The organism is Pseudoalteromonas undina, assembly GCF_000238275.3.
Taxonomy (GTDB): Bacteria; Pseudomonadota; Gammaproteobacteria; order Enterobacterales; family Alteromonadaceae; genus Pseudoalteromonas; species Pseudoalteromonas undina.
Genome location: NZ_AHCF03000003.1, coordinates 1,981,936 through 2,002,262 on the forward strand (window position 1 = coordinate 1,981,936; position 20,327 = coordinate 2,002,262).

Genomic DNA, 20,327 nt, shown 5'->3' on the forward strand with positions numbered 1-20,327 from the left:
AATTAAAGCGCTCACCTTTAAAGTTGTGGGCGTTTTAGTACAAACTTATCTTTGGTGGTGCTAAAGTAATCGCCGCCCATTTTACCTACTGCATCTAAACGTGTCGGATCTATGTAGCCATTTACCAACGTGGCGTCATCTATAAAAATTCCCACTACATCTAAGAGCATCATTTTGCCACCGCTTGGTTCATCTGAAATAGTGATCACTTCTCGAAGCTTACATTCATAGCGTACTTTTGAAGCTGCAACACTCGGCGGATTAACTAACTGGCTTGGGACTCTCTCTATGCTGGCCTCATCAAACTCACTGACATTATTAGGGTAATTAGCGCAGCTTTGGTTCATTTGCTCTACTAAGGCATGACTAACAATATTAACCACACATTCTTTGGTGGCTAGTAAATTTGTCAGTGTATCTTTATTGGCTTTATCGCTGGGGTTAACTTGAGTAACACTTAGCACTGCAGGCTGACAACTTGCTACGGTAAAAAAAGAGTAAGGTGCAATATTGCTTACCCCCTCATTACTTAGGGTGCTTATCCATGCAATCGGTCGTGGACTAATACCGCCAACTAAGTAGCTATAAACAGAGCGGTTGTTGTTTTGAATTAAATCTAAAAACATTATTTCTCACTTTTAAGTTAAAAACTAAACCCTAGTACTAGGCAATACGTACTTATAGATTGGATCTTCATTAATACTACACCGTTAGCAAATAGTTTAATTTCATGCGCCAAAAAATAAACATTGTCTGGTTTAAACGCGATTTACGCTTAAGCGATCATCAACCGCTTAAACATGCGTTTAGCAATGGGCTTCCAACATTATTGCTGTACAACTTTGAGCCGCTGTTACTCGAAGATGCTCATTATAACGAGCGACATTGGCGCTTTGTGTATCAGTCACTATGTGATTTAAACCAACAACTTGATCGCTTTAATAGCTGCGTGTACATATTTAAACAAAATATGCAGTCGTTGCTTGAAGAGCTACTCACCCAGTTTGAAATAATTAATCTCTTTAGTCACCAAGAAATCGGCTTAAATAATACATTTGAGCGCGATAAAGCGATTAAAGCATGGTGCCAACATAATCAGATTAACTGGTTAGAGTCACCAACGGGGGCTGTCATTCGGGGTAAAAAAAATCGCAATAATTGGAATGAATGCTGGCAACAAACAATGCAAGCGCCAATTGCCATCCCAGATTGGAAACACATTAAAACAGTGACACTCACACACTACCAATCGCCAGAATTACCAGACAATTACACAGCTGACGATGACAACTTTCAACTCGGAGGGCCGCGACTTGCCCGTGAAGTAATGCAAAGCTTTTTTGCTGAACGCGGTAAGGGTTATCAAAAAGGAATATCCAGCCCAAGCTTAAGCCGTACGCATTGCTCTAGGTTATCGCCCTATTTAGCGTGGGGAAATATCAGCCTGAGGCAAGTGTATCAAATGGCGATTGACGCATACCATTCAACCCATCCCGATAAAAAAGGGTGGAAGCGTCCACTTGCCGCGTTTGTATCGCGCTTGCATTGGCATTGCCATTTTATGCAAAAGTTTGAAAGCGAGTGTACCATGGAATTTAAAGCGTTAAATCCGGGTTACCATGCATTTCCGTATCGTGATGACGCTAAGGTTACTAGCGATATTGAACGCTGGGCACAGGGGCAAACCGGTATTCCTATTATTGATGCCTGTATGCGCTGTTTAAAAGCCACCGGTTATATCAACTTTAGAATGCGCGCTATGCTGGTTAGCTTTGTAACGCATCATTTAAACATTAGCTGGCAACAAGCAAGTTTTCCGCTGGCTAATTACTTTTTAGACTTTGAACCGGGGATTCATTACCCGCAAATTCAAATGCAAGCCTCTGTCACCGGTATTAATACTATTCGTCATTACAACCCAATTAAGCAATCGGAGGATCAAGACCCAACCGGTGCGTTTATAAAAAAATGGTGCCCTGAACTTGAAAAGCTCCCCATTGAATATTTACATCAACCTTGGGAGCAAGCGCCCATGGAAGCGCTATTTAACGACTTTAAACTAGGTGAAGACTACCCTGAGCCGATGCTTGATTTAACCACCGCCTCAAAAGAAGCCCGCGAACGGCTATGGCAATACCGAGAGCGGCCCGATGTAAAACGCGCCATAGGTAAAATTCTTAAAAAACACGTGACTCCGACTCAAAAAATCACCCGTGTAAAACGCAAAACTCGCAGTAACAGCAATAAAGAGAACACCTAATTATGGCGCACAAAAAACTTAACTTACCGCAAAAAATTTGCCCAGTATGCAATAAGCCGTTTGCGTGGCGTAAAAAGTGGCAACGAGATTGGGATAACGTTATTTATTGCTCAGAGCGGTGCAAACGCAGCAAATAGCCGCTTATAAAAACCAATACACGCATATTCGCTTTAATCTCACTTTATATCTTACATAGCTGTTATAGTGGTTAACGTTTCAACTTGTTATTCAATGCAAGTTAACACTCTACCCTCTGCCTGCTCAACATTCATTACACCTAGCACAGCTAATTAAAAGAACACCCTTTACCAAGCATTATTTTTACAGCCATGGCGTGAGCTTGCCTGTAAAACCCCTCTTTGTTTGTTAGCGATGTAGCATTATTCGTTTATAAACTCAGCATACTTTAATCAAGGATATAGCATGAGTGAATTAACTATTGGCGTAATTGGAACATCACGTAAAACAGATGAAAGACGCTACCCTATTCATCCTGCGCATTTAATGCGTATACCTGAAAAACTCAGAAAAAATATGATTTTTGAGCAAGGTTATGGCGCGGCATTTAATATGAGCGACGAAGAAATTGCAGCACTGACAGGCGGCATTGCCACCCGCAGTGATATTTTAACCCAATTAGGCACCGTCATTATTGCCAAACCAGTGCTTGCTGATTTACAAGAACTTAAAGAAGGCGGCACAATTTGGGGCTATGTACATTGCGTACAACAACAAGCAATTACCCAAGCTGCCCTTGATAGAAAGCTTACTCTTATTGCCTTTGAAGACATGTTTGTATGGTCACCACAGGGAAATGTTGGCCGTCATACTTTTTATAAAAACAATGAAATGGCTGGTTATTGTGCGGTGTTACATGCTCTGCAACTAAAAGGCATTGATGGCCATTACGGTAATCAACGTAAAACCATTATTTTTAGTTTTGGCGCTGTTAGCCGAGGCGCTATTTATGCATTAAAAGCTCATGGTTTTAGAGATATTACAATTTGTATACAGCGCCCCGATCATGAAGTGCGTGAAGAAGTACTTGATTGTCATTATGTTAAAGTACGCCCAGGCATTGAAGGCGAAGCTCGCATGATGGTGGTTGAGCACGATGGGTCGCAGCGCCCGCTTACTGAGCTTATTAGCGAAGCTGACATTATTGTTAATGGCACCTACCAAGAAACCGCAAACCCCGTCAATTTTGTGATTGAATCTGAAGCCAATTGCTTAAAACCCAATAGCCTTATAATAGATGTAAGTTGTGATGAAGGAATGGGATTCTTTTTTGCAAAGCCAACAACATTTAAACACCCGATGTTTAGCTATAAAACCACGGATTATTACGCGGTTGATCATACCCCTAGCTACTTATGGGAAAGTGCAACGCGCTCTATTTCTGCCGCGCTCATTGTATACTTGCCAACTGTTTTAGCCGGTCCAGAGCAATGGCAAAAAGACGAAACCATTCGCCGCGCTATCAATATTGAACACGGAATAATTAAAAACAACGCTATTTTAGCGTTTCAAAACCGTGAAAGTACGCCTCCTTATCACCTGCAAATAGCTGACATAACCTAAATTCGGGATAATAAATAATCCCAAACGTAACGTGAGTTTTGTTTATTAAATTATTTGGCTTCTATTTTGCAACTATCTATGTAAATAACGCTTTTTAGCTGTTTTACCGTGTAGTGTTTACAACGTATTGCAAACACTACATGGTATGACTAATTAACCTAAAAAGCCTACACCCTCAACAAGGAGAACATAATGACGATTAAAAAATCTGCACGTTCAACATGGTCTGGTGATATTAAAAAAGGGAAAGGTTATATCTCAACGCAAAGTGGCGCATTAGATAACCAGCCGTATGGGTTTAATACCCGCTTTGAAGATAAGCCAGGATCAAACCCTGAGGAATTAGTGGGTGCAGCACATAGTGCCTGTTTTGGTATGGCTTTATCGCTGGCACTTGGTGAAGCGGGCTTTACCGCTGAGAACATAAACACCGAAGCAGTGGTTAGTTTAGACGAAGTGGATGATGGCTTTGCCGTGACGCACATTGCCCTTGAAGTAAATGCAACCATTGCAGATATTTCAAATGAGCAATTTCAAGCCCTGTGTGAAGACACCAAAAAAGGCTGCCCCATTTCAAAATTACTCAATACCAGCATAAAACTAACGGCAACACTTAACTAATTTTGTAAACCAATTATACTTTTTGCGTAGCAGTAAGATTATGTTTTAGCATAACCTTACTGCTAATTTTTCATGAATTAAATAAAAACTTTATTATGAGTTATATTAATGTTCGCTAATATAATTATGTAAAATCTCAATACTTTGTTAGGATTACAAGAAACTTAACCACCTTTAAGTGTGGGTTAAATTCAAAGGTGGATGCATGAACGAGAAATCACAAAGTTGCGAAAAAGTATCTTGTAGCAACTGCGCTGATTCTAGCGAACTAGATTTTGACTTTACTATGGCATTTCAGCCTATTATAAATTGCCAGAGCAACACTATTTATGGGTATGAAGCATTGGTTCGTGGTTTAAATAATGAGTCGGCTTATTCTATTATTTCCCAAGTAAACGACGACAACCGCTATACCTTTGACCAACTGTGTAGAATTAAAGCCATTGCACTTGCCTCTAAGCTAGGCATAAACACCATGCTAAGCATTAACTTTTTACCCAACGCTATTTATAAGCCTGAGCGCTGTATTCGCACTACCCTAGAAGCGGCTAAAAAGTACAATTTCCCTACAACTAATATTATGTTTGAATTTACAGAAGTCGAAAAAATAGAAGACAGCGCACATGTAAAACGTGTTGTAAGCTATTACCAAGAGTTAGGCTTTAAAACAGCCACCGATGACTTTGGTTCAGGCTATTCTGGATTAAACTTATTAGCCGATTTTCAAACTGATATTATCAAGCTTGATATGGCGCTGATCAGAGATATCGACAAAGATAAAAATCGCCAAGCAATCGTCACCCACTGTTTAAACATGTTTAGCGCGCTAAATGTTACAGCTCTGGCTGAAGGCATTGAAACAGTTGAAGAGTATCACTGGTTAAAAAGTGTCGGCATTGAATTAATGCAAGGTTACTTATTTGCAAAACCTGGGTTTGAATGCTTGCCTGAAATAAACTTTCAATAGCACACCGTTGCTATAAAAAAACCGCCGTTACGGCGGTTTTTTCGTATTTGATATAGGTTATATATCCAAAATTACATATTTCCCAGCTCTATCATCATAGCGGTGTACATACGTAAATTAAGTGCTAATTGCTCAAGGGTAATAAATTCATGCTCTGAGTGCCCCGTATAACGTTTACCCGGCATTGATGGGCCAAACGACACAGCATTATCAAATAATTTAGCGTTGGTACCACCACCAATCGACACAAAACCTGCGTCTTGATCGCCAGTAAAATGTTTAAAAATATCAAGTAACTTCTGCGCATGAGGCGCTCCATCAAGCAGCATGGGTGTGCCAATGGTAGTTTTAACATTTGCCAATGTTACTTTATTATCAGCTTGCCATTGGGTAAGCGCACTATTAATTTGCTGCTCAAGTAAGTCAGCCTCTTTACCCATAGGGCGACGAGCATTAACCGCTAACGTTAGGTTATTACCGTCTCGTTCAATAACCGTGGGCGCTACTGTCATTGGCCCCATAAAGTCATGTTTATACGCAATATCACCAAATTGTTTACCGTATATATCTAGGCCTATTAGCTGATTTACAAACTTAATGAGCTGCCCATCGCTGTTGTTTTCAAGCTCGACGGCTTTAAATAGTTCAGCCAAATAAGCAATGGCATTAACGCCTGATTCTGGTTCAGATGAATGTGCCGATACCCCTTTTACACTAATTAAAGTTCCATCTATTTGTTCGTCAAAGGTAAACTCTACTTGCTTAAGAGCCGTGGCGGTTTGTTTTAATTGAGTCACTAATTCAGCACTGGCGTTATGCAAGGTTAAGCTGGCATCTTCAGGAATTTGGCTCGCAAAGGCACCACCCGTAACATTACTTACATACACACCGGTTTGCGCTGATGTAGCTGCAAACGTAGGCGAAATTAAGCTCCAGCCTTTTTCAGCAACCACCACGGGATATGAGGCATCAATGGTGACCGCATACTTTGGTTGCTCATAAGTTTTCATAAATTCGGTTAAAGGCCCCCAATCAGATTCCTCGGCTAAATAAACCATCAGCTCAATGCGGTTATCAAGGGTTATACCTTTATCTTTTATGGCTTTCATCGCATATAAAGCGGTGGCTATAGCGCCTTTATCGTCTTCGGTACCTCGGCCAATTAATTTACCCGGCTCTGAGGTATCAATAATAAATGGGCTTTGTTTCCATTTGCTGGCGTTTGCAGGTTGTACATCACCGTGAGTCACTATGGTTACTTTTTCTTTTTGCTCACCCATGCCTATGAGTACCGTATAACCTAAATCTTGGTAGTCAAAGCCCAGTTCAGCGGCTTTCATTTTTAATAACGCTTTAAAGCCTATAAAGTCGGGGTTTTGTGGTGCGCTGATCTCACTTTTATTAACCGTAGGAAACGATACTAAATTAGTAAGCGTATGCACCTGTGCATTTTGGTAGCTATTAACTGCGTAATCGGCCACGCTTTCACTGTGTTTATTTAATTGTGCATGAGCGCTAAATGCACATAAGGCAATACTTGCTAAAGCGAGCTTGTTCAAAACAGATTCCATTTAATTAACAATAAAGAGCTCTAATTATAACCTCCTTGTAAAGTGACAAACAGCGCTTTGCGGCAGACCTACAAGCAAAACTTATAATTTGTCTAACAGCTTTGAACAAGATGCCTGTATAATGCGCAGCTCAAAATTACGAGGTGAATCATGAATCGCAGAAAAAAGATCATTACAAAATTTAATAACAAAGATAAGCGTGCTAATGCCAAGCTACATAAAAGCAACAAACCGGCTTATATTTCAAAAGCAGAGCGCGCAAAGCTTGCTGAGCAAGATGCCGAACAAGCAATTGAGCACGAGGCTAACGAGGTAGTGCAAACAAGCGTTTAATCGTTATTGTGATAGGGTGAGAGGCTTAAATTGAGTGTTAAAAAGCTTAAAGTGAGCCAAATAACGAACCGCCACATAGCAAACTACCCCACTTGCCACAATCAGTTCAAACGTTGCTAAATACTGTATTTGTTTAACAAACTGCAAATCAATACCCTCTGCATGCATCCATGCGGCAAGTTTAAATAACGCGGTAGCACCAATGACCATAGGAAAAGTAAACGCAGCGTAACCTGGGCAAAATGGACGGCGCAGTAATTTAAAAAATGCGACGTAAATTATAAAGGTCATCAGTACCGCAATTCCAAATAACAAGCCAATAATAACCGGTGACGGCTCGCTGATAACTGTAAAGTAACCAGCTAACGATAAACTTGCTGGCGCCGCTAAAATAGCCAGTGTAGGTTGTGCAGCATCAGGAATGTGCGCAGCAAAAATGATTCGATAAATCATCATAGGCAACATAACTGCATACATCAGCATGCCAAAATAAAGCGCCCCTTGTGCTAAAAATAGCAGAGCCGGATTCCCTGAAAACGCGACATCGGCAACAATGATCCCAACCGGCGGTACAAACCAGCTTGGCACCATATGCTCAATTTTAAATTCAATCACGCGATGAGCAATAAAGCTGATTAAAAACACCACATGCAATAAAAATGCACCAACCCAAAGCATATCTCCCGCAAGGGAGTAAAACTGCCCTAAAGAATTAGACACCACTAAAGTAGCCATAGCAAAAGTAGGCACCACACTTCCCACAACCGGATGGGCTAAATCGGCTTTAAGCAGCTGAGGATGCAATAAAAACTTAAGTGCTAACAATAGCAATAATACGCTCGCAATAGCGGCACCTGTATATTGCGCTACGCCATTTAGGCTAAACATACTCTCCCAAGCCCAACCTAGGCTGGCAATACCTAATGCCAAACCGCCCATTGGTGTTGGTGCGCCTGATACTTTTGTTTTTATATGTTTAAACATCTCTATTCCACCCTGTGGTTGTAACTTACAGAGAAGTTTACGCTTGCATTTTGTTTAATTAAATCTAATTATATAGAACACACGTTCAGGAAAACTAAACATGGCATAATGAATATTTCACTTAAGCAACTTAAAGTATTTGTAGGCATAACCCAGCACAACACCCTTACAGCAGCGTCTGAGTCACTGTTTTTATCTAAAGCGGCGGTGAGTATGGCGCTTAGCGAACTTGAAAAGCAGTTAGGCCATCCGTTATTTGATCGTGTAAATAACCGATTATTATTAAATCAAGAAGGGCAAAAGCTACTGCCCCTTGCTGATGAGCTATTAAATCGGGCAAACACTATCGACACCTTGTTTTTAGACAACGCCCCTGCCAGCGGAACTTTAAAAATTGGTGCCAGCGATACTATTGGTAATCATGTATTACCTGCTTTACTAAGCAAATTTAGAGCACAGCGACAGCATTATTCACAGCAAATACTGATTTCCAATTCGACGCTTATTTGTCAAAAACTTATAGATTACGAGCTCGATATAGCACTTATTGAGGGCCAAGCCCATCAAAGCGATTTAGTCTCTAATGTGTTTAGCCATGACGCTATGTGTATTATTGCGCCAATAAACCACCCATTGGCTGCAAAAAAGCAACTTAGCTTTAACGACTTAAATAGTAGCCAATGGGTATTAAGAGAAACTGGATCCGGCTCGCGTTCTTTCTTTTTACATAGCCTTGCACCACATATAAAAAATTGGGCACAAAGCGTAGAACTCAACACCACTGAAGCGCTTATAAACTGTGTAGCGAATGGCTTGGGCTTAGGATGCTTATCATCACTCGCCGCACAATATGCCCTAAAAGATGGACGCGTTACACAGCTTAATTTAAACCACCCCATGCAAAGGCAGTTTTGGCTAGTAATGCATAAAGACAAATACAAAAACCCGCTATTAACGCAGTTTATTGATTTTTGTCATAAGCAGACTTAAAAATTAATGGCAATAAACCGTCAGATCCGGTTTAAGCTAAAATCGAATCTAACGGCTGGTACTCACTTACTCTCTCACTTTAAAACGCGTAACTCATGGCTAAATTTATAGAGCGCCCCTGCCCTGCCAATTGGTTAAAGCCCTGCGACATATCTTGTTTAAATTCTGCAATACTTACACCTCCTAGTGGTAATTGATAATACTCATCAAGCAGATTGGTAATATCAACACTCACAGTAAGTGCATCCCAACTGGCTTTTGAGCTTAAATTAAGTAAATGATACTGCTCAGTTTGGTTTTCTAGGCGGTTACTATCTACGCGAGTTTTACTATCGACCCACTGCCACGTGAGTGCGTTTTCAAAGCGGCCAACTTGCTGGTTAATGGCAAATTGGCTTTGCAGCGGCTTAATTTGATAAAGCGGCTGATTGGTATCATCGCGCTTACCACGGGTATTGGTAATGTTAGCTTTTAACGACCAACTACCATACTGCTTAGACTCGTGCAGTGCTAAAACTGCATCGAGCTTTACGCCATAAAGCGTAGCATCTACGTTATTAAACATAAGTACATTACGGGTATTAGCAGCAAGCGCTGTGCGGTTAAAGCTTCTTACTATGTTGGCATCAATATAGTCATTCACGTCGCTCACCCACGCATTAGCACTTATACGCCAGCTGTCGTCTTTTGCCATGCGGGTGTACGTGCTGCTAAGCGTGTGTGCGGTTTCTGGTTTAAGGTTTATATTACCAATATAGCCGTTGCCATCGCCGTACCATCCAATCATAGTGGTGGCCATATTACCTACGCCCCAGCTGTAGCGTTCGTATAAATTAGGCGCACGATTTTTACGGGCTAAGCCAATTTGTAGTTCGTCTTTATTGCTTAGTTGATAATTAATCAGCACGTTTGCATCAACTAAATTATCTGTTTGTTTTTTACTTTGGTTATTAAACTTTTTAGCCGCCATTGCATCGCTTGGCATCGCCATGGCCATTGCATTCATTGCAGCCATGCCTGCATTATATGCTTGTACATCATCAGTGTTGGTCATTACATTTTCAAATCGAATGCCTGCATTTACCCACCAGCGAGTATTTAGTTGGCTTTCATATTCTCCAAGCAAAGCAATACGCTGACGTCGGCCATTATTAATATTTTTATAGTCATTTGGTCCCATCATCATTGAGCCCTCAACTGCAGGCCACCAGTCATCTAATTTCATGTGGTGATACTCTTGCGCGAGTAGTAACTGGCTATTGTTATCAAGCGCTAGTCGCCATTTTAACTGGGTGCTTATATCTTCGGCGTCGGTTTTCATTGGCATTTTTCCGGTTTTTTCTGCGCTAAAAAACCCCATTTCATGCTTTACGTTATGCCAATTTAACTGCGCTTCAAGCTCACTGTTTGTAAAAGTGCGCTTATACTGGGCCACAGCACCATAGCTGGTGTTATCTGTCATATCCATATATTGATTAGCAAAGCCTTGATAGGGTATTTTTTGATGACTTAGCTTAACCACTAATTGTTGCTTATCATCGCGCATGGCAGCACTTAAACTATGGTTTTGCGCGCGGTATAGGGTATCGAGCACTAAATCGCCGTTACCATCTTCATAACTGTTAGCATCGCTATAAGCACCTTGATAATTAAAACTGAGTACATCGCTGGCAATGCGCATACCTGCGCCGACCTTTTTGGCGTTATCAAGGGTGTTGTACTGGGCTGACACATAACCTGAATGCCATGCAAGTTCGCTGTTTTCACTGTACTGAGGTGAAACGGAATTAACAGCAATCACACCTGCAATATTATCGCCTCCCGCGCTTACTGGAGAAACACCTGCAACCACTTTGTAGCTACTAATTTGATTGGCTGAAATATAAGACAGTGGCGGGTTCATTTGGTTAGCACAGGCGGCGGTGATTTGCGCCCCATCAACCAGTACCGCCACTCTATCGCCCATTAAACCATTTAAAACAGGTAAATTGGCCATACCACCAGCGGCTGAAAAGTCCACTCCTATATCGGTTAATAGCGATTCAGACGAGCCTAATGATAGGTGTTTATTTTGTGCTTGGCCGTGCACTTCAATCACTTCAATTGAGGTGTCATCTGCAAAAGCAACTGGCGATAATACGCTACTTATAACAAGCGCTAAAGGGGATAATAAATAAGAGGTTAAAGAATTTTTTTTATCAGTCATTATTGTTTACCACAAAATTTTTGTGGGTAAATTATACGTGCTGCGGCAAGTTAAAAAGCGCGACATATTGTCGCACTTTGTTAATTTTTAACCCTGTTCGTCGTCAAAAATATCTTCTATTTTTAACTCAAACAACCTTGCTGCCTTAAAGGCCAGTGGCAAGCTGGGATCAAACTTACCTTTTTCAATCGCATTAATAGTTTGGCGAGAAACATCAAGCAGCTCGGCCAACCTTGCTTGGGTGTAGTTATGCTCGGCTCTTAATACCTTTAATCGGTTTTTCATTCATCACCTGCACAATAGTGTTTGTTAAGCACATACACGCTAATTAAATACACTGCTCCCATTAAAAACATTAAATCGGGTATTTGTGCTTTAAAATCAATTAAGCCACTCAATTGCAAATTAGTGTACGCAAGCCCACCTACCAATATTGCACCTAGGGTAAACCCCATGGCACTGAGATGTATTTTTTGCATCAGCTCATCCATCCCCTGTAAGTAACGTTTGTTAGCCAAAATCATTACAATGCCGGCTATTACATTTACAACTATAAAAAAGCCGCTAATTATCTCGGCGCGATCCCAAATTAATGTCGGGCCAAAGCTACATAACGCTAAGGTGAGTAACCAAATCAAGGTACATTTAACCAAGTAGCTAGTATTTTTAATTTGGCGTTGTTTTAAATTTAATTCTGTTTTCATTGCTTTAATCCTGTTTCAAAAGTAATGTTTACTTTACAAATATCATTCATACCATACAAAAAGTCAAGTTAGCATTGCATTTAAATCTAATATATCTTGTTTTTAATGAGCGAGTGGCTTGCAAGCCCATATAAACCAGCCTTTCGTTTGCTTAAGTTAAATTTTATTCATCTTAAACTATGGTTTAGACCATGACGGGAGGAGGCTTTTAATTTAAAATGTCAGTCTCTTTATTCCTCATTCCCATATTCAATTTTAAATAAACGTGTGTGTTGTATTTTTTAAACGTACAGGCGTTTTGTTTGCTATTAAATTTTATTCAATACCTTCAAGGATTTTACATGGCCGTTGATATTATATCGCCGTCGAGTCAGCCCAATAGAGCCGCTATTTTAGTTGTACTTGCGCTAGGCACCTTTATTTTGGGTTTATCTGAATTTTCTATGATGCCTATGTTGCCATTAATTAGTGAAGCATTTGGTAGTACCCCATCACAAAGTGGTTATGCCATTAGTGCTTATGCTCTGGGGGTAGTTGTTGGCGCGCCTATTTTAATGTTGGCAACAGCAAACATGCGTAAACAAAAAGCGCTGTTACTATTTTTAAGTTTAATGTGTATTGCTAATAGCTTAAGCGCCTTAGCTAGCTCATTAGAGCAACTTGTACTGTTTCGGCTTTTAAGTGGTTTACCCCATGGCGCATATTTTGGCGCAGCCTTATTATTGGCCTCAGATATAGCGCCTGCTGGAAAGCGTGCTAGCTTTATGTCAAAAGTATTTATGGGGCTGACAGTCGCAACCATTGTAGGTGTACCTGTAGTAACGCTCGTTGGGCAAAATTTGAGTTGGCGCTATTGTTTAGCCGGGGCAGGTGTACTGGCGTTTATTGCCTTTATTTTTGTTTATTACGTGGTACCCAATGTTAAAAATACTCAAAAATCTAATTTACTAAACGAGTTAGGGGTATTAAAAAATAAACTGGTTTGGTCTATTTTGGGTATTGTTATTATTGGTTTTGGTGGCGTATTTTGTATTTATACCTACGTGGCCGACACTATTTTAGATGTAACCCAATCACCCGCCTATACTATTTCAATTGCGATGGTGATGTTTGGTATTGGCTCCACACTCGGTAATTACATACTAGGAAAAGCAGCCGATAAATCGGCAATTAAAACCACGGGACTAACCCTTGCCTCAACTATTATTTTTGCATTTGCGTATGTAAGTGCCAGCTATAATATTTACTTACTTTATCTGGTGATCTTTTTTATTGGCTGTAGCTTAGGGCTTTCTACTTTAGTGCAAACACTGTTAATGGATGTATCGCCCAATGGCCATGCCATGATTGGTGCTCTCGTACAATGTGCTTTTAATATTGCTAATGCAATTGGCCCATGGGTAGGCGGCATTGCTATTGCACAAGGGGCACAACCAAATCAAACCGGGTATGTTGCAGGAGTATTATTTTTAGGCGGGTTATTTATGTGGTGGCTTAGCTTTATACAAATAAACAATAAAAGCGCAAAACAAACGGCTGCAGCGTATTAAGTATAAAAAGAGCCGCGTATAGCGGCTCTCGTTATATTCATTATTTTAATTATACGTCAATCGACGCCATATCAATAACAAAACGGTAGCGCACATCTGAGCGTTCCATGCGCTCATAAGCGGTGTTAATTTCGTCTATATTGATCATTTCACACTCAGGTAATACATTGTGCTCACCACAAAAATCGAGCATTTGCTGTGTTTCTGCAATGCCACCAATTAAGGATCCTGCCACTCGACGACGACCCATTAACAATGGCACTGTGTTTAGCTCATCAACAGGGCCTACTTGGCCAACAATCACTAACGTGCCATCAATATCAAGTAGCGGTGTATACTGTGATAGGTCGTGCTTTACCGGTATAGTATCAATGATCACATCAAACGCTGATTGTGCATTTTTCATTTCATCTTCGTTGTTCGATACTAAATAGTGCTGTGCACCTAGCTCAATAGCATCTTCTTTTTTAGATTCAGTGCGGCCAATAACCGTAACCGTTGCACCCATTGCCACGGCATTTTTAACCGCCATATGGCCAAGCCCTCCAAGGCCGACAACTGCAACACGGCTACCTTTTTTAACACCCCATTTATGCAGCGGTGAGTAAGTAGTAATGCCAGCACACAATAAAGGCGCCACTCGCGATAGCTCTAAATTTTTAGGTACTGAAAGCACAAATTCTTCACGCACCACTACATGCTTAGAGTAGCCACCTTGTGTCATTTCACCGTTTATTCTGTCTTTGCCACTGTAAGTGCCAACCATGCCTTCACGACAAAATTGCTCTTCGTGATTATGACATTGGTCGCAGCTTTGACATGAGTCAACCATACAGCCTACAGCAACGGTATCGCCTTGCTGATATTTAGTAACATCGCTACCAACCGAAATTACTTTACCAACAATTTCGTGCCCTGGTACTAATGGGTATTTACTGCCACCCCAATCGTTTCGCACTGCGTGTAAGTCTGAATGACAGACACCACAATATAAAATCTCTATTGCTACATCGTTATTTCGTAAATCGCGGCGCTCAAAAGAAAACTCTGTAAGTTCAGAACCTTGGCTTTTTGCTGCATATCCGACTGTTTTCATAATAACTCCATAGTTTATTAAAATTTATAACTCACACAGTATGCATTATCAGCTCTGAACATGAACTGACGTAGCAACTGCAAAAAACCCAGCATAGTGCTGGGCTATTTTTATTAATTACTGCACCACAACGGCGTTTAACTCGTCAATCAGAGCACTAATACGCTGGGCATTTTTGCCTAAATCACTTTTACCAATGCGAGATTTACTGCGTATGTCTACCACACGCTTACTGCCTTTGTCGTTAATACGCACTACAACATCATCTTTAAAGCCAAACCAGGTTGTGGTGTCTGTGGCTTCAACAATACCATTATTAACATCACTATTAACCAGTTCCCAACCAAGGTTTTCAATGGCTTTTGTTGTGGCTGCCACTAACTCTAGTTGCGTTTGGTTGTACTCGAGCGGTTTTAGCTCTGGGTATGCTTTTCGTTGTTGCGCTGCAGTTTCTTCACCGGCGTAAGCAACAGGGTTGGGTGCATAAGCACGCAAAGGCACAACCGCAACAAACTCAGGTGGGTTAATTAAATCGGTAGAAATATCATGAATTGGCGGAACACTTTTTGCGGTATTCATCATGTTAAGCGGCATTGCAATAGCAACAGCTGCAAAAATAACCGTGATCACTGCACTGGCTAGGCTTACTGTTTTACGCATGAATAGCACTTGAACTAATAATAAGGCTAATGCTGCCCCACCAACATACACGCCTAATCTAAAACCAGCAAAGGCAGTGCCTAGTTCAACAATATTAAATTTATAAAGGGGTCCCGGTAGTACTACCATTAAAAAAGCGATAAGCCCAACTAAGGTCACTAAATGTTTCATTGCCTACTCCGTTATTGTTATATGGTTATTGTTTTTTAAACAGCTTTATACTGTTAACACTCCAATTTAGATTACTATGACTGATAAGTATCTATAAAGTCATAATTTATTACCCTTTTAAAGTAGATAACTTGACTCCTTGGTAAAAATCAACAAACTACGTGGGTAAAATTATCAGGGTATTATTATTTATGAAAACAGAGATTAGTTACCGATTTGAGTCATCACAAGTGGCCAATCGCTTTTTACACGAATTAAAAGATTGGCCAGTCAATGACGTAAAAACACGTCTTTTTAATGGCGGCGACAGCGTTAAAGTAAGCTACGAATATGATGAAAGCGGGTTTGATTATACCGTTGCCGAACTTGATGATTTAGCCGAGCAACACGGCGGACAAGAAGTGTCGAGTTAAGATACTAATACCTAAGCTCAATAGCCACAACACACTTTGTAGCCATGCCTGTATTGTAAACTTTAAGCTTACAAAGTTATGTAGTAATAGGTATTACACAACGTATTAAAGACCCCTTACCCACTTCACTTTCAACCTCTATAGTGCCATTGTGCTCTTTAAGTACATTGTAAACTATAGCCATTCCCATACCTGTGCCTTGGCCTACGGGTTTAGTAGTAAAGAAAGGATCGAACATTTGTTTAAGTGTATCAGCGTCCATCCCACAGCCGTTATCTGCCACTTCTATGTAAATATTGCCTTTATTGGCAAACAGCTTAATAGTTATTTTTCCTTGCTGATCGCGCAAGTCATCACAAGCGTGTTTGGCATTAATTAATAAGTTTACAAAGACTTGTTTCATCGATGATATATTACACTGTGTTAGGGGTAACTTTTCAATGTGTAACTCTATAGCACACGTTCCCAGCTGGTTTTCGAGTAACTTTAGCGTGCCATTTAATGATTCTGTAATATCTGCCATTGTTGTTACGTTGTCTTTTAGGCTCGCAAAGTCGACAAGATTACTAACAATATGAGCGATACGCTCTAATCCCTCTTGGGTATCATCAACTAAGTCATCAATATCATCCACAATAAAGCTTAAGTCGTTCTCTCGGTTGAGCTGAACTAAAATAGACTCTAACTGCGTTACTGAAATCGATTTATCTACAAATTGTTGAGCCGCCGTCATTAACGAAACCAACACGGGCTTTATAAATTTTATACTTTCTACATTACTGGTTATGTAAGCAAGCGGGTTATTTATTTCGTGGGCCATACCAGCAGAAAGTGTGCCTAACGTGGCCATTTTCTCACTTTGCATTAAGGTTATTTGTTGGTTTTTGACCGTTTCGAGCTTTTCTTCCAGCTCTTGATTAGCAATAAACAACGCCCGTGTTTTATCTTCTAGTAGGGTTTCTAATTGATCTCTGGCTGATTTTTCGCGCAAATACGCTTTTTTATAATTGTAGTCGTCTTCAGCCATGGGGAGTCTCATATTTTATTTCAATTAAACACGAATCAAACCCATCATGCATGCACTGGGCATGATTAAGTTTAGCATCAACCCCATAATGAGCCGCAGCACCAAAAATAAGCCCTTCGGCGCACATACAAAGCTGTCGCTTAGAGTTGTAACGCATTAAAATAAACCCGTCTTCAATAATTTGGGCGTCAATTTCAGGTAAATTAGGCTCATGATAAAGCTTAGCTACTTCAACATGAATTACTTTATCAATACTAATAATGAGATCAGCAAAACTATTAAAGCTGTCTACTATAGCTGGGTGACGTGCCTTTAAGTGAGAAAATAAATACTCTCCAAAGGCCTTTAATACCTCTGGCATAGACATAGAAAGTGCAGTTGCTACATCTTGTGCCAAACCAACTATTTCCTCATCTGGATAACTTTCTGCAGAAATATAAACACGACCTTCAGGTGCATTTTTTTCAAGTAAGTCGTCCCATGCAGCCATGCCACATTTTTCAATAACCAGTGCCTCAAGCCCTCTAAAGATAACGCCTTTCATGCATGTTCCCTCTATTATCACTTTTAGATTGTTAGCTGCATCTTCAATTAGTTACAAACGCTCGCTACCTTACGGCTCATATGTACAATAGCGTAGTAAGTCTTACTCTGTAAAATGTCAGCATTAAAGTAATAGTAGTTTAGTCGCTTGTAAAACGCCCAGAAAAGTTCGTTATTTGCATGGTCAACGTTTAACACTAAGTAAAGGTAAGAAAGCGTGATCACATTCTGCTTTTTACTCTATTAGTGGCAACGCTATTGGCTGGATCGTCTGGCCAAAAATGTTTGGGGTAGCGCCCTTTCATCTCTTTTTGTACCTCACGGTAACTACTATTCCAAAAATGTGCTAAGTCTTGAGTTAACTGTAATGAACGCTTGCCTGGAGATAACAACTCCATTAGCAGTGTTAATTTACCGTTAGCTAACATAGGCGTGCTGGTTAAACCATATACTTCTTGCATGCGCACACTAAGCTTGGCAGGTCCATCAAGTTGGTATGCAATCTTTATGTTAGAGCCACTTGGTACTGTTAGTCGCAATGGGAGTAAAGATTTAAGCTCGCTTTGCTGTTGCCAATTAAAGCAGTTTTGTAGTGCTTCAAAATAATTAAACTTTTTAAGCTGCTCAAGGGTTTTAATATCTTCAAGGTATACCCCTAACCAATCACCTGCTGAGTCAATTAGCTGCTGCTGACTAATAACAGGAAACTGTTCTGGCATCAATTTACTAGCTAAGCACATTCTAATAAGTAACTGCTCACTTTCTTTTTGCTCGTTAAACAGTGAAAAGCCCTGTTTGGCAAACAAACTAAGCCATGCCTTGGCCCGTTCTGTTTTATCAAGCTTATGTTTACTTGGTTGGCTACTAAGGGTAATTTCCCCAAGTTTTACTTCATCTTGATGAATAAACCGAGCGGCTTTTTCATCAAACTCGCAGCGGGTCAACTCAGTGAATAAATGCGGTAAATACTCTTTAAGCGCTAATGGATTTAGCGCCGTGGCTGCAAAAACTCGCCCGCCTTTATGCCCGCCCATACTGGCAATAGCTATATATTCGTCATTATGCCAGTAGTCAGGGTTTAGCTCAGCCCCTGCGCCATTTGCTAATAAGTAGCCATTGCCGCGTTTTTTAGCGATGCGATCTGGATAGCCAAGCGATACTAATAAGCTTAAATATTCAGTGTTTAAATCTGTGCGGCTATCGGTAAATTTTAAGCGTTTTAACCAATAATTTAATTGCTGCTTAAACACCGGATGTGGCCGTTGTTGTTGACTATGCAGTGCTAGGTTGAGCTCATTGGCAGTGCTAACTCGGCTTTCTAGTAAGGCGACTAAATAAATAGCTAAGCGATAAATCCCACTTAACTGTGGTTCTAACATTTGCGCTTTTAATAACATATGCGCTAAGCGAATATCGGCACCAAAGCCCAACATTTTACTACCCAGCGTGGTGAGCTTACCGTTACTATCTATGGCTTCAAGCATAGATAATAAATTAGTAGCTTGGTTGCATTGTTGCTCACTAGGCGGATCAAGTAAGGTGAGTTCACTAATACTTGCGCCCCACTGCTTCGCCTCAAGCATCAGTTGGCTAATATCTGAGGTAAGAATATCAGGGTTATCGTGGCTGTTTCGTCGCTCAAAAGTTTGTTTTGAACCTAAACGATACACAACCCCAGGTTCTATTCGTCCTGCACGCCCTGCGCGTTGTACTGCCGATGAACGCGATATACTTTGCGTAGTGAGCTCAGTGACACCGGTTTTTAAATTAAAGCTGGCTGCACGGCGCTTGCCGCTATCAACAACAATTCTAATACCTTCAATGGTTAAACTTGTTTCGGCAACATTGGTCGTTAATACTACTTTTCGCATCCCTTGAGGCGCAGGTGAAATTGCAGCTTGTTGATTAGCTTTATCTTGTTCGCCAAATAATGTTGCAACAATACAATTACTGGGCAAGTCGATCAACGCTTGCTGCACTCGCAGTATTTCACGCTGGCCGGGTAAAAATACCAGCGCACTGCCTGTTTGCTCATTGAGTGCTTGTTTTATTATTGGTGGAATAGCATCAAGCCAGCGGCTTTCATCTTTTATTGGGCAATATATTTCGTCAATGGGGTAACTTCGCCCGTTTGATTGAATTACTGGGCAATTAAAAAACCCAGTGTAGCGTTCGCTATCAAGGGTGGCCGACATCAACATAATGGTTAAATCTTCACGCAGTGCCGCTTGCGATTCTAAAGCAAAAGCCAGTGCGGTATCTGCTGCGATGGAACGCTCATGAAACTCATCAAAAATAAGTAAATCAACATCACTAAGCTCAGGATCATTTTGTAACATGCGCGTAAGCATGCCTTCGGTAACTATTTCAAGGCGAGTTTGTGTGCTGACTTTACTTTCACCTCGCACCCGTAAACCGACACTTTGCCCTAGCGTTTCGTTTTGGCAGTGCGCTAAATAGTTAGCAATATTTCTTGCTGCCAAGCGCCGCGGCTCTAACATGACGATGTGCTTATAATGCCCATCGCGCATAAGCTGTAATGGCAACCATGTTGATTTACCAGCACCAGGCGGCGCTTGCAGTAAGGTGATTGGGTTGGCTTTTAAAGCATCAATGAGTGAAGTATAAATTTCTTGAACCGGCAGCACGC

General features: G+C 40.7%; 20 protein-coding genes. 9 read left to right on the plus strand and 11 right to left on the minus strand.

The features are described 5' to 3' along the window. Window positions 1–17: 17 nt before the first annotated feature. A complete protein-coding gene (locus PUND_RS12745) occupies window positions 18–626 on the minus strand; it encodes a flavin reductase family protein (RefSeq protein ID WP_010391228.1) in 609 nt (202 codons plus the stop codon). A 104-nt stretch (window positions 627–730) separates the two neighbouring features. Between PUND_RS12745 and PUND_RS12750 the strand changes: the two genes are divergently transcribed. From PUND_RS12750 to PUND_RS12770, 5 genes are all read left to right on the plus strand, one after another. Then, entirely contained in the window at window positions 731–2,260 is a 1,530-nt protein-coding gene (locus PUND_RS12750) for a cryptochrome/deoxyribodipyrimidine photo-lyase family protein (RefSeq protein ID WP_010391225.1), read from the plus strand. A 2-nt stretch (window positions 2,261–2,262) separates the two neighbouring features. Continuing rightward, window positions 2,263–2,397, plus strand: coding sequence for a DUF2256 domain-containing protein (locus PUND_RS12755; RefSeq protein WP_010391223.1), 135 nt, complete (start codon window positions 2,263–2,265; stop codon window positions 2,395–2,397). 286 nt (window positions 2,398–2,683) lie between these two features. Next, window positions 2,684–3,841, plus strand: a complete 1,158-nt coding sequence (locus PUND_RS12760) for a N(5)-(carboxyethyl)ornithine synthase (protein WP_010391222.1) — start codon at window positions 2,684–2,686, stop codon at window positions 3,839–3,841. A 192-nt stretch (window positions 3,842–4,033) separates the two neighbouring features. Then, a complete protein-coding gene (locus PUND_RS12765) occupies window positions 4,034–4,462 on the plus strand; it encodes an OsmC family protein (RefSeq protein ID WP_010391221.1) in 429 nt (142 codons plus the stop codon). A gap of 205 nt (window positions 4,463–4,667) precedes the next feature. After that, entirely contained in the window at window positions 4,668–5,429 is a 762-nt protein-coding gene (locus PUND_RS12770) for an EAL domain-containing protein (protein WP_010391220.1), read from the plus strand. A 71-nt stretch (window positions 5,430–5,500) separates the two neighbouring features. Here PUND_RS12770 and PUND_RS12775 read toward each other — a convergent pair whose 3' ends face one another. Continuing rightward, entirely contained in the window at window positions 5,501–6,988 is a 1,488-nt protein-coding gene (locus PUND_RS12775; protein ID WP_010391219.1) for a dipeptidase, read from the minus strand. Window positions 6,989–7,150: 162 nt separating this feature from the next. Between PUND_RS12775 and PUND_RS12780 the strand changes: the two genes are divergently transcribed. Then, window positions 7,151–7,333 carry a DUF2986 domain-containing protein gene (locus PUND_RS12780; RefSeq protein WP_010391218.1) on the plus strand — a complete coding sequence of 61 codons (183 nt, stop codon included), beginning with the start codon at window positions 7,151–7,153 and terminating at the stop codon, window positions 7,331–7,333. Window positions 7,334–7,336: 3 nt separating this feature from the next. Here the strand turns inward: PUND_RS12780 and PUND_RS12785 are convergent, their stop codons facing one another. Next, window positions 7,337–8,317 (minus strand): TDT family transporter, encoded by a 981-nt coding sequence (locus tag PUND_RS12785; protein ID WP_010391216.1) that lies wholly within the window; start codon window positions 8,315–8,317, stop codon window positions 7,337–7,339. 108 nt (window positions 8,318–8,425) lie between these two features. On the opposite strand from PUND_RS12785, the gene PUND_RS12790 reads away from it, so the two are divergent. Continuing rightward, window positions 8,426–9,307, plus strand: a complete 882-nt coding sequence (locus tag PUND_RS12790) for a LysR family transcriptional regulator (protein ID WP_010391215.1) — start codon at window positions 8,426–8,428, stop codon at window positions 9,305–9,307. 79 nt (window positions 9,308–9,386) lie between these two features. Here PUND_RS12790 and PUND_RS12795 read toward each other — a convergent pair whose 3' ends face one another. From PUND_RS12795 to PUND_RS12805, 3 genes are all read right to left on the minus strand, one after another. Then, window positions 9,387–11,513, minus strand: a complete 2,127-nt coding sequence (locus PUND_RS12795; protein ID WP_021033110.1) for a TonB-dependent receptor plug domain-containing protein — start codon at window positions 11,511–11,513, stop codon at window positions 9,387–9,389. Window positions 11,514–11,600: 87 nt separating this feature from the next. Further along, window positions 11,601–11,798: a helix-turn-helix transcriptional regulator gene (locus PUND_RS12800; protein ID WP_008108814.1), complete on the minus strand. Its 198-nt coding sequence runs from the start codon at window positions 11,796–11,798 to the stop codon at window positions 11,601–11,603. Further along, the gene (locus tag PUND_RS12805; RefSeq protein ID WP_010391213.1) at window positions 11,795–12,217 is read right to left on the minus strand and encodes a hypothetical protein; all 423 of its coding nucleotides are present in this window, start codon (window positions 12,215–12,217) and stop codon (window positions 11,795–11,797) included. The genes PUND_RS12800 and PUND_RS12805 overlap by 4 nt, the downstream gene beginning before the upstream one ends. 341 nt (window positions 12,218–12,558) lie before the next feature. On the opposite strand from PUND_RS12805, the gene PUND_RS12810 reads away from it, so the two are divergent. Continuing rightward, on the plus strand, window positions 12,559–13,767 hold the full coding sequence (locus tag PUND_RS12810; RefSeq protein ID WP_010391212.1) for an MFS transporter: 1,209 nt from the start codon (window positions 12,559–12,561) through the stop codon (window positions 13,765–13,767). Between the two features lie 49 nt (window positions 13,768–13,816). Here the strand turns inward: PUND_RS12810 and PUND_RS12815 are convergent, their stop codons facing one another. Together PUND_RS12815 and PUND_RS12820 are read right to left on the minus strand one after the other, a co-directional pair. After that, window positions 13,817–14,863, minus strand: coding sequence for an NAD(P)-dependent alcohol dehydrogenase (locus PUND_RS12815; RefSeq protein WP_010391210.1), 1,047 nt, complete (start codon window positions 14,861–14,863; stop codon window positions 13,817–13,819). 117 nt (window positions 14,864–14,980) lie between these two features. After that, a complete protein-coding gene (locus PUND_RS12820; protein WP_010391208.1) occupies window positions 14,981–15,694 on the minus strand; it encodes a DUF1499 domain-containing protein in 714 nt (237 codons plus the stop codon). A 191-nt stretch (window positions 15,695–15,885) separates the two neighbouring features. Here PUND_RS12820 and PUND_RS12825 point away from each other — a divergent pair, with 191 nt between their 5' ends. Next, window positions 15,886–16,107: a hypothetical protein gene (locus PUND_RS12825; RefSeq protein ID WP_008108632.1), complete on the plus strand. Its 222-nt coding sequence runs from the start codon at window positions 15,886–15,888 to the stop codon at window positions 16,105–16,107. A 76-nt stretch (window positions 16,108–16,183) separates the two neighbouring features. On the opposite strand, the gene PUND_RS12830 is transcribed toward PUND_RS12825, so the two are convergent. The 3 genes from PUND_RS12830 to hrpB form a co-directional block, all read right to left on the minus strand. Further along, window positions 16,184–17,134: a sensor histidine kinase gene (locus PUND_RS12830; protein WP_010391205.1), complete on the minus strand. Its 951-nt coding sequence runs from the start codon at window positions 17,132–17,134 to the stop codon at window positions 16,184–16,186. Then, window positions 17,127–17,678 carry a heme NO-binding domain-containing protein gene (locus PUND_RS12835; protein ID WP_010391204.1) on the minus strand — a complete coding sequence of 184 codons (552 nt, stop codon included), beginning with the start codon at window positions 17,676–17,678 and terminating at the stop codon, window positions 17,127–17,129. The genes PUND_RS12830 and PUND_RS12835 overlap by 8 nt, the downstream gene beginning before the upstream one ends. A gap of 220 nt (window positions 17,679–17,898) precedes the next feature. Further along, window positions 17,899–20,325 carry an ATP-dependent helicase HrpB gene (gene hrpB, locus PUND_RS12840; RefSeq protein ID WP_010391203.1) on the minus strand — a complete coding sequence of 809 codons (2,427 nt, stop codon included), beginning with the start codon at window positions 20,323–20,325 and terminating at the stop codon, window positions 17,899–17,901. Window positions 20,326–20,327 lie beyond the last annotated feature (2 nt).

What these genes read in the sequence shown, in the direction of transcription:
- PUND_RS12745 (WP_010391228.1), bottom strand. Translation starts at nt 626, where the DNA reads ATGTTTTTAGATTTAATTCAAAACAACAACCGCTCTGTTTATAGCTAC.
- PUND_RS12750 (WP_010391225.1), top strand. Translation starts at nt 731, where the DNA reads ATGCGCCAAAAAATAAACATTGTCTGGTTTAAACGCGATTTACGCTTA.
- PUND_RS12755 (WP_010391223.1), top strand. Translation starts at nt 2,263, where the DNA reads ATGGCGCACAAAAAACTTAACTTACCGCAAAAAATTTGCCCAGTATGC.
- PUND_RS12760 (WP_010391222.1), top strand. Translation starts at nt 2,684, where the DNA reads ATGAGTGAATTAACTATTGGCGTAATTGGAACATCACGTAAAACAGAT.
- PUND_RS12765 (WP_010391221.1), top strand. Translation starts at nt 4,034, where the DNA reads ATGACGATTAAAAAATCTGCACGTTCAACATGGTCTGGTGATATTAAA.
- PUND_RS12770 (WP_010391220.1), top strand. Translation starts at nt 4,668, where the DNA reads ATGAACGAGAAATCACAAAGTTGCGAAAAAGTATCTTGTAGCAACTGC.
- PUND_RS12780 (WP_010391218.1), top strand. Translation starts at nt 7,151, where the DNA reads ATGAATCGCAGAAAAAAGATCATTACAAAATTTAATAACAAAGATAAG.
- PUND_RS12785 (WP_010391216.1), bottom strand. Translation starts at nt 8,317, where the DNA reads ATGTTTAAACATATAAAAACAAAAGTATCAGGCGCACCAACACCAATG.
- PUND_RS12790 (WP_010391215.1), top strand. Translation starts at nt 8,426, where the DNA reads ATGAATATTTCACTTAAGCAACTTAAAGTATTTGTAGGCATAACCCAG.
- PUND_RS12795 (WP_021033110.1), bottom strand. Translation starts at nt 11,513, where the DNA reads ATGACTGATAAAAAAAATTCTTTAACCTCTTATTTATTATCCCCTTTA.
- PUND_RS12800 (WP_008108814.1), bottom strand. Translation starts at nt 11,798, where the DNA reads ATGAAAAACCGATTAAAGGTATTAAGAGCCGAGCATAACTACACCCAA.
- PUND_RS12805 (WP_010391213.1), bottom strand. Translation starts at nt 12,217, where the DNA reads ATGAAAACAGAATTAAATTTAAAACAACGCCAAATTAAAAATACTAGC.
- PUND_RS12810 (WP_010391212.1), top strand. Translation starts at nt 12,559, where the DNA reads ATGGCCGTTGATATTATATCGCCGTCGAGTCAGCCCAATAGAGCCGCT.
- PUND_RS12815 (WP_010391210.1), bottom strand. Translation starts at nt 14,863, where the DNA reads ATGAAAACAGTCGGATATGCAGCAAAAAGCCAAGGTTCTGAACTTACA.
- PUND_RS12820 (WP_010391208.1), bottom strand. Translation starts at nt 15,694, where the DNA reads ATGAAACATTTAGTGACCTTAGTTGGGCTTATCGCTTTTTTAATGGTA.
- PUND_RS12825 (WP_008108632.1), top strand. Translation starts at nt 15,886, where the DNA reads ATGAAAACAGAGATTAGTTACCGATTTGAGTCATCACAAGTGGCCAAT.
- PUND_RS12830 (WP_010391205.1), bottom strand. Translation starts at nt 17,134, where the DNA reads ATGGCTGAAGACGACTACAATTATAAAAAAGCGTATTTGCGCGAAAAA.
- PUND_RS12835 (WP_010391204.1), bottom strand. Translation starts at nt 17,678, where the DNA reads ATGAAAGGCGTTATCTTTAGAGGGCTTGAGGCACTGGTTATTGAAAAA.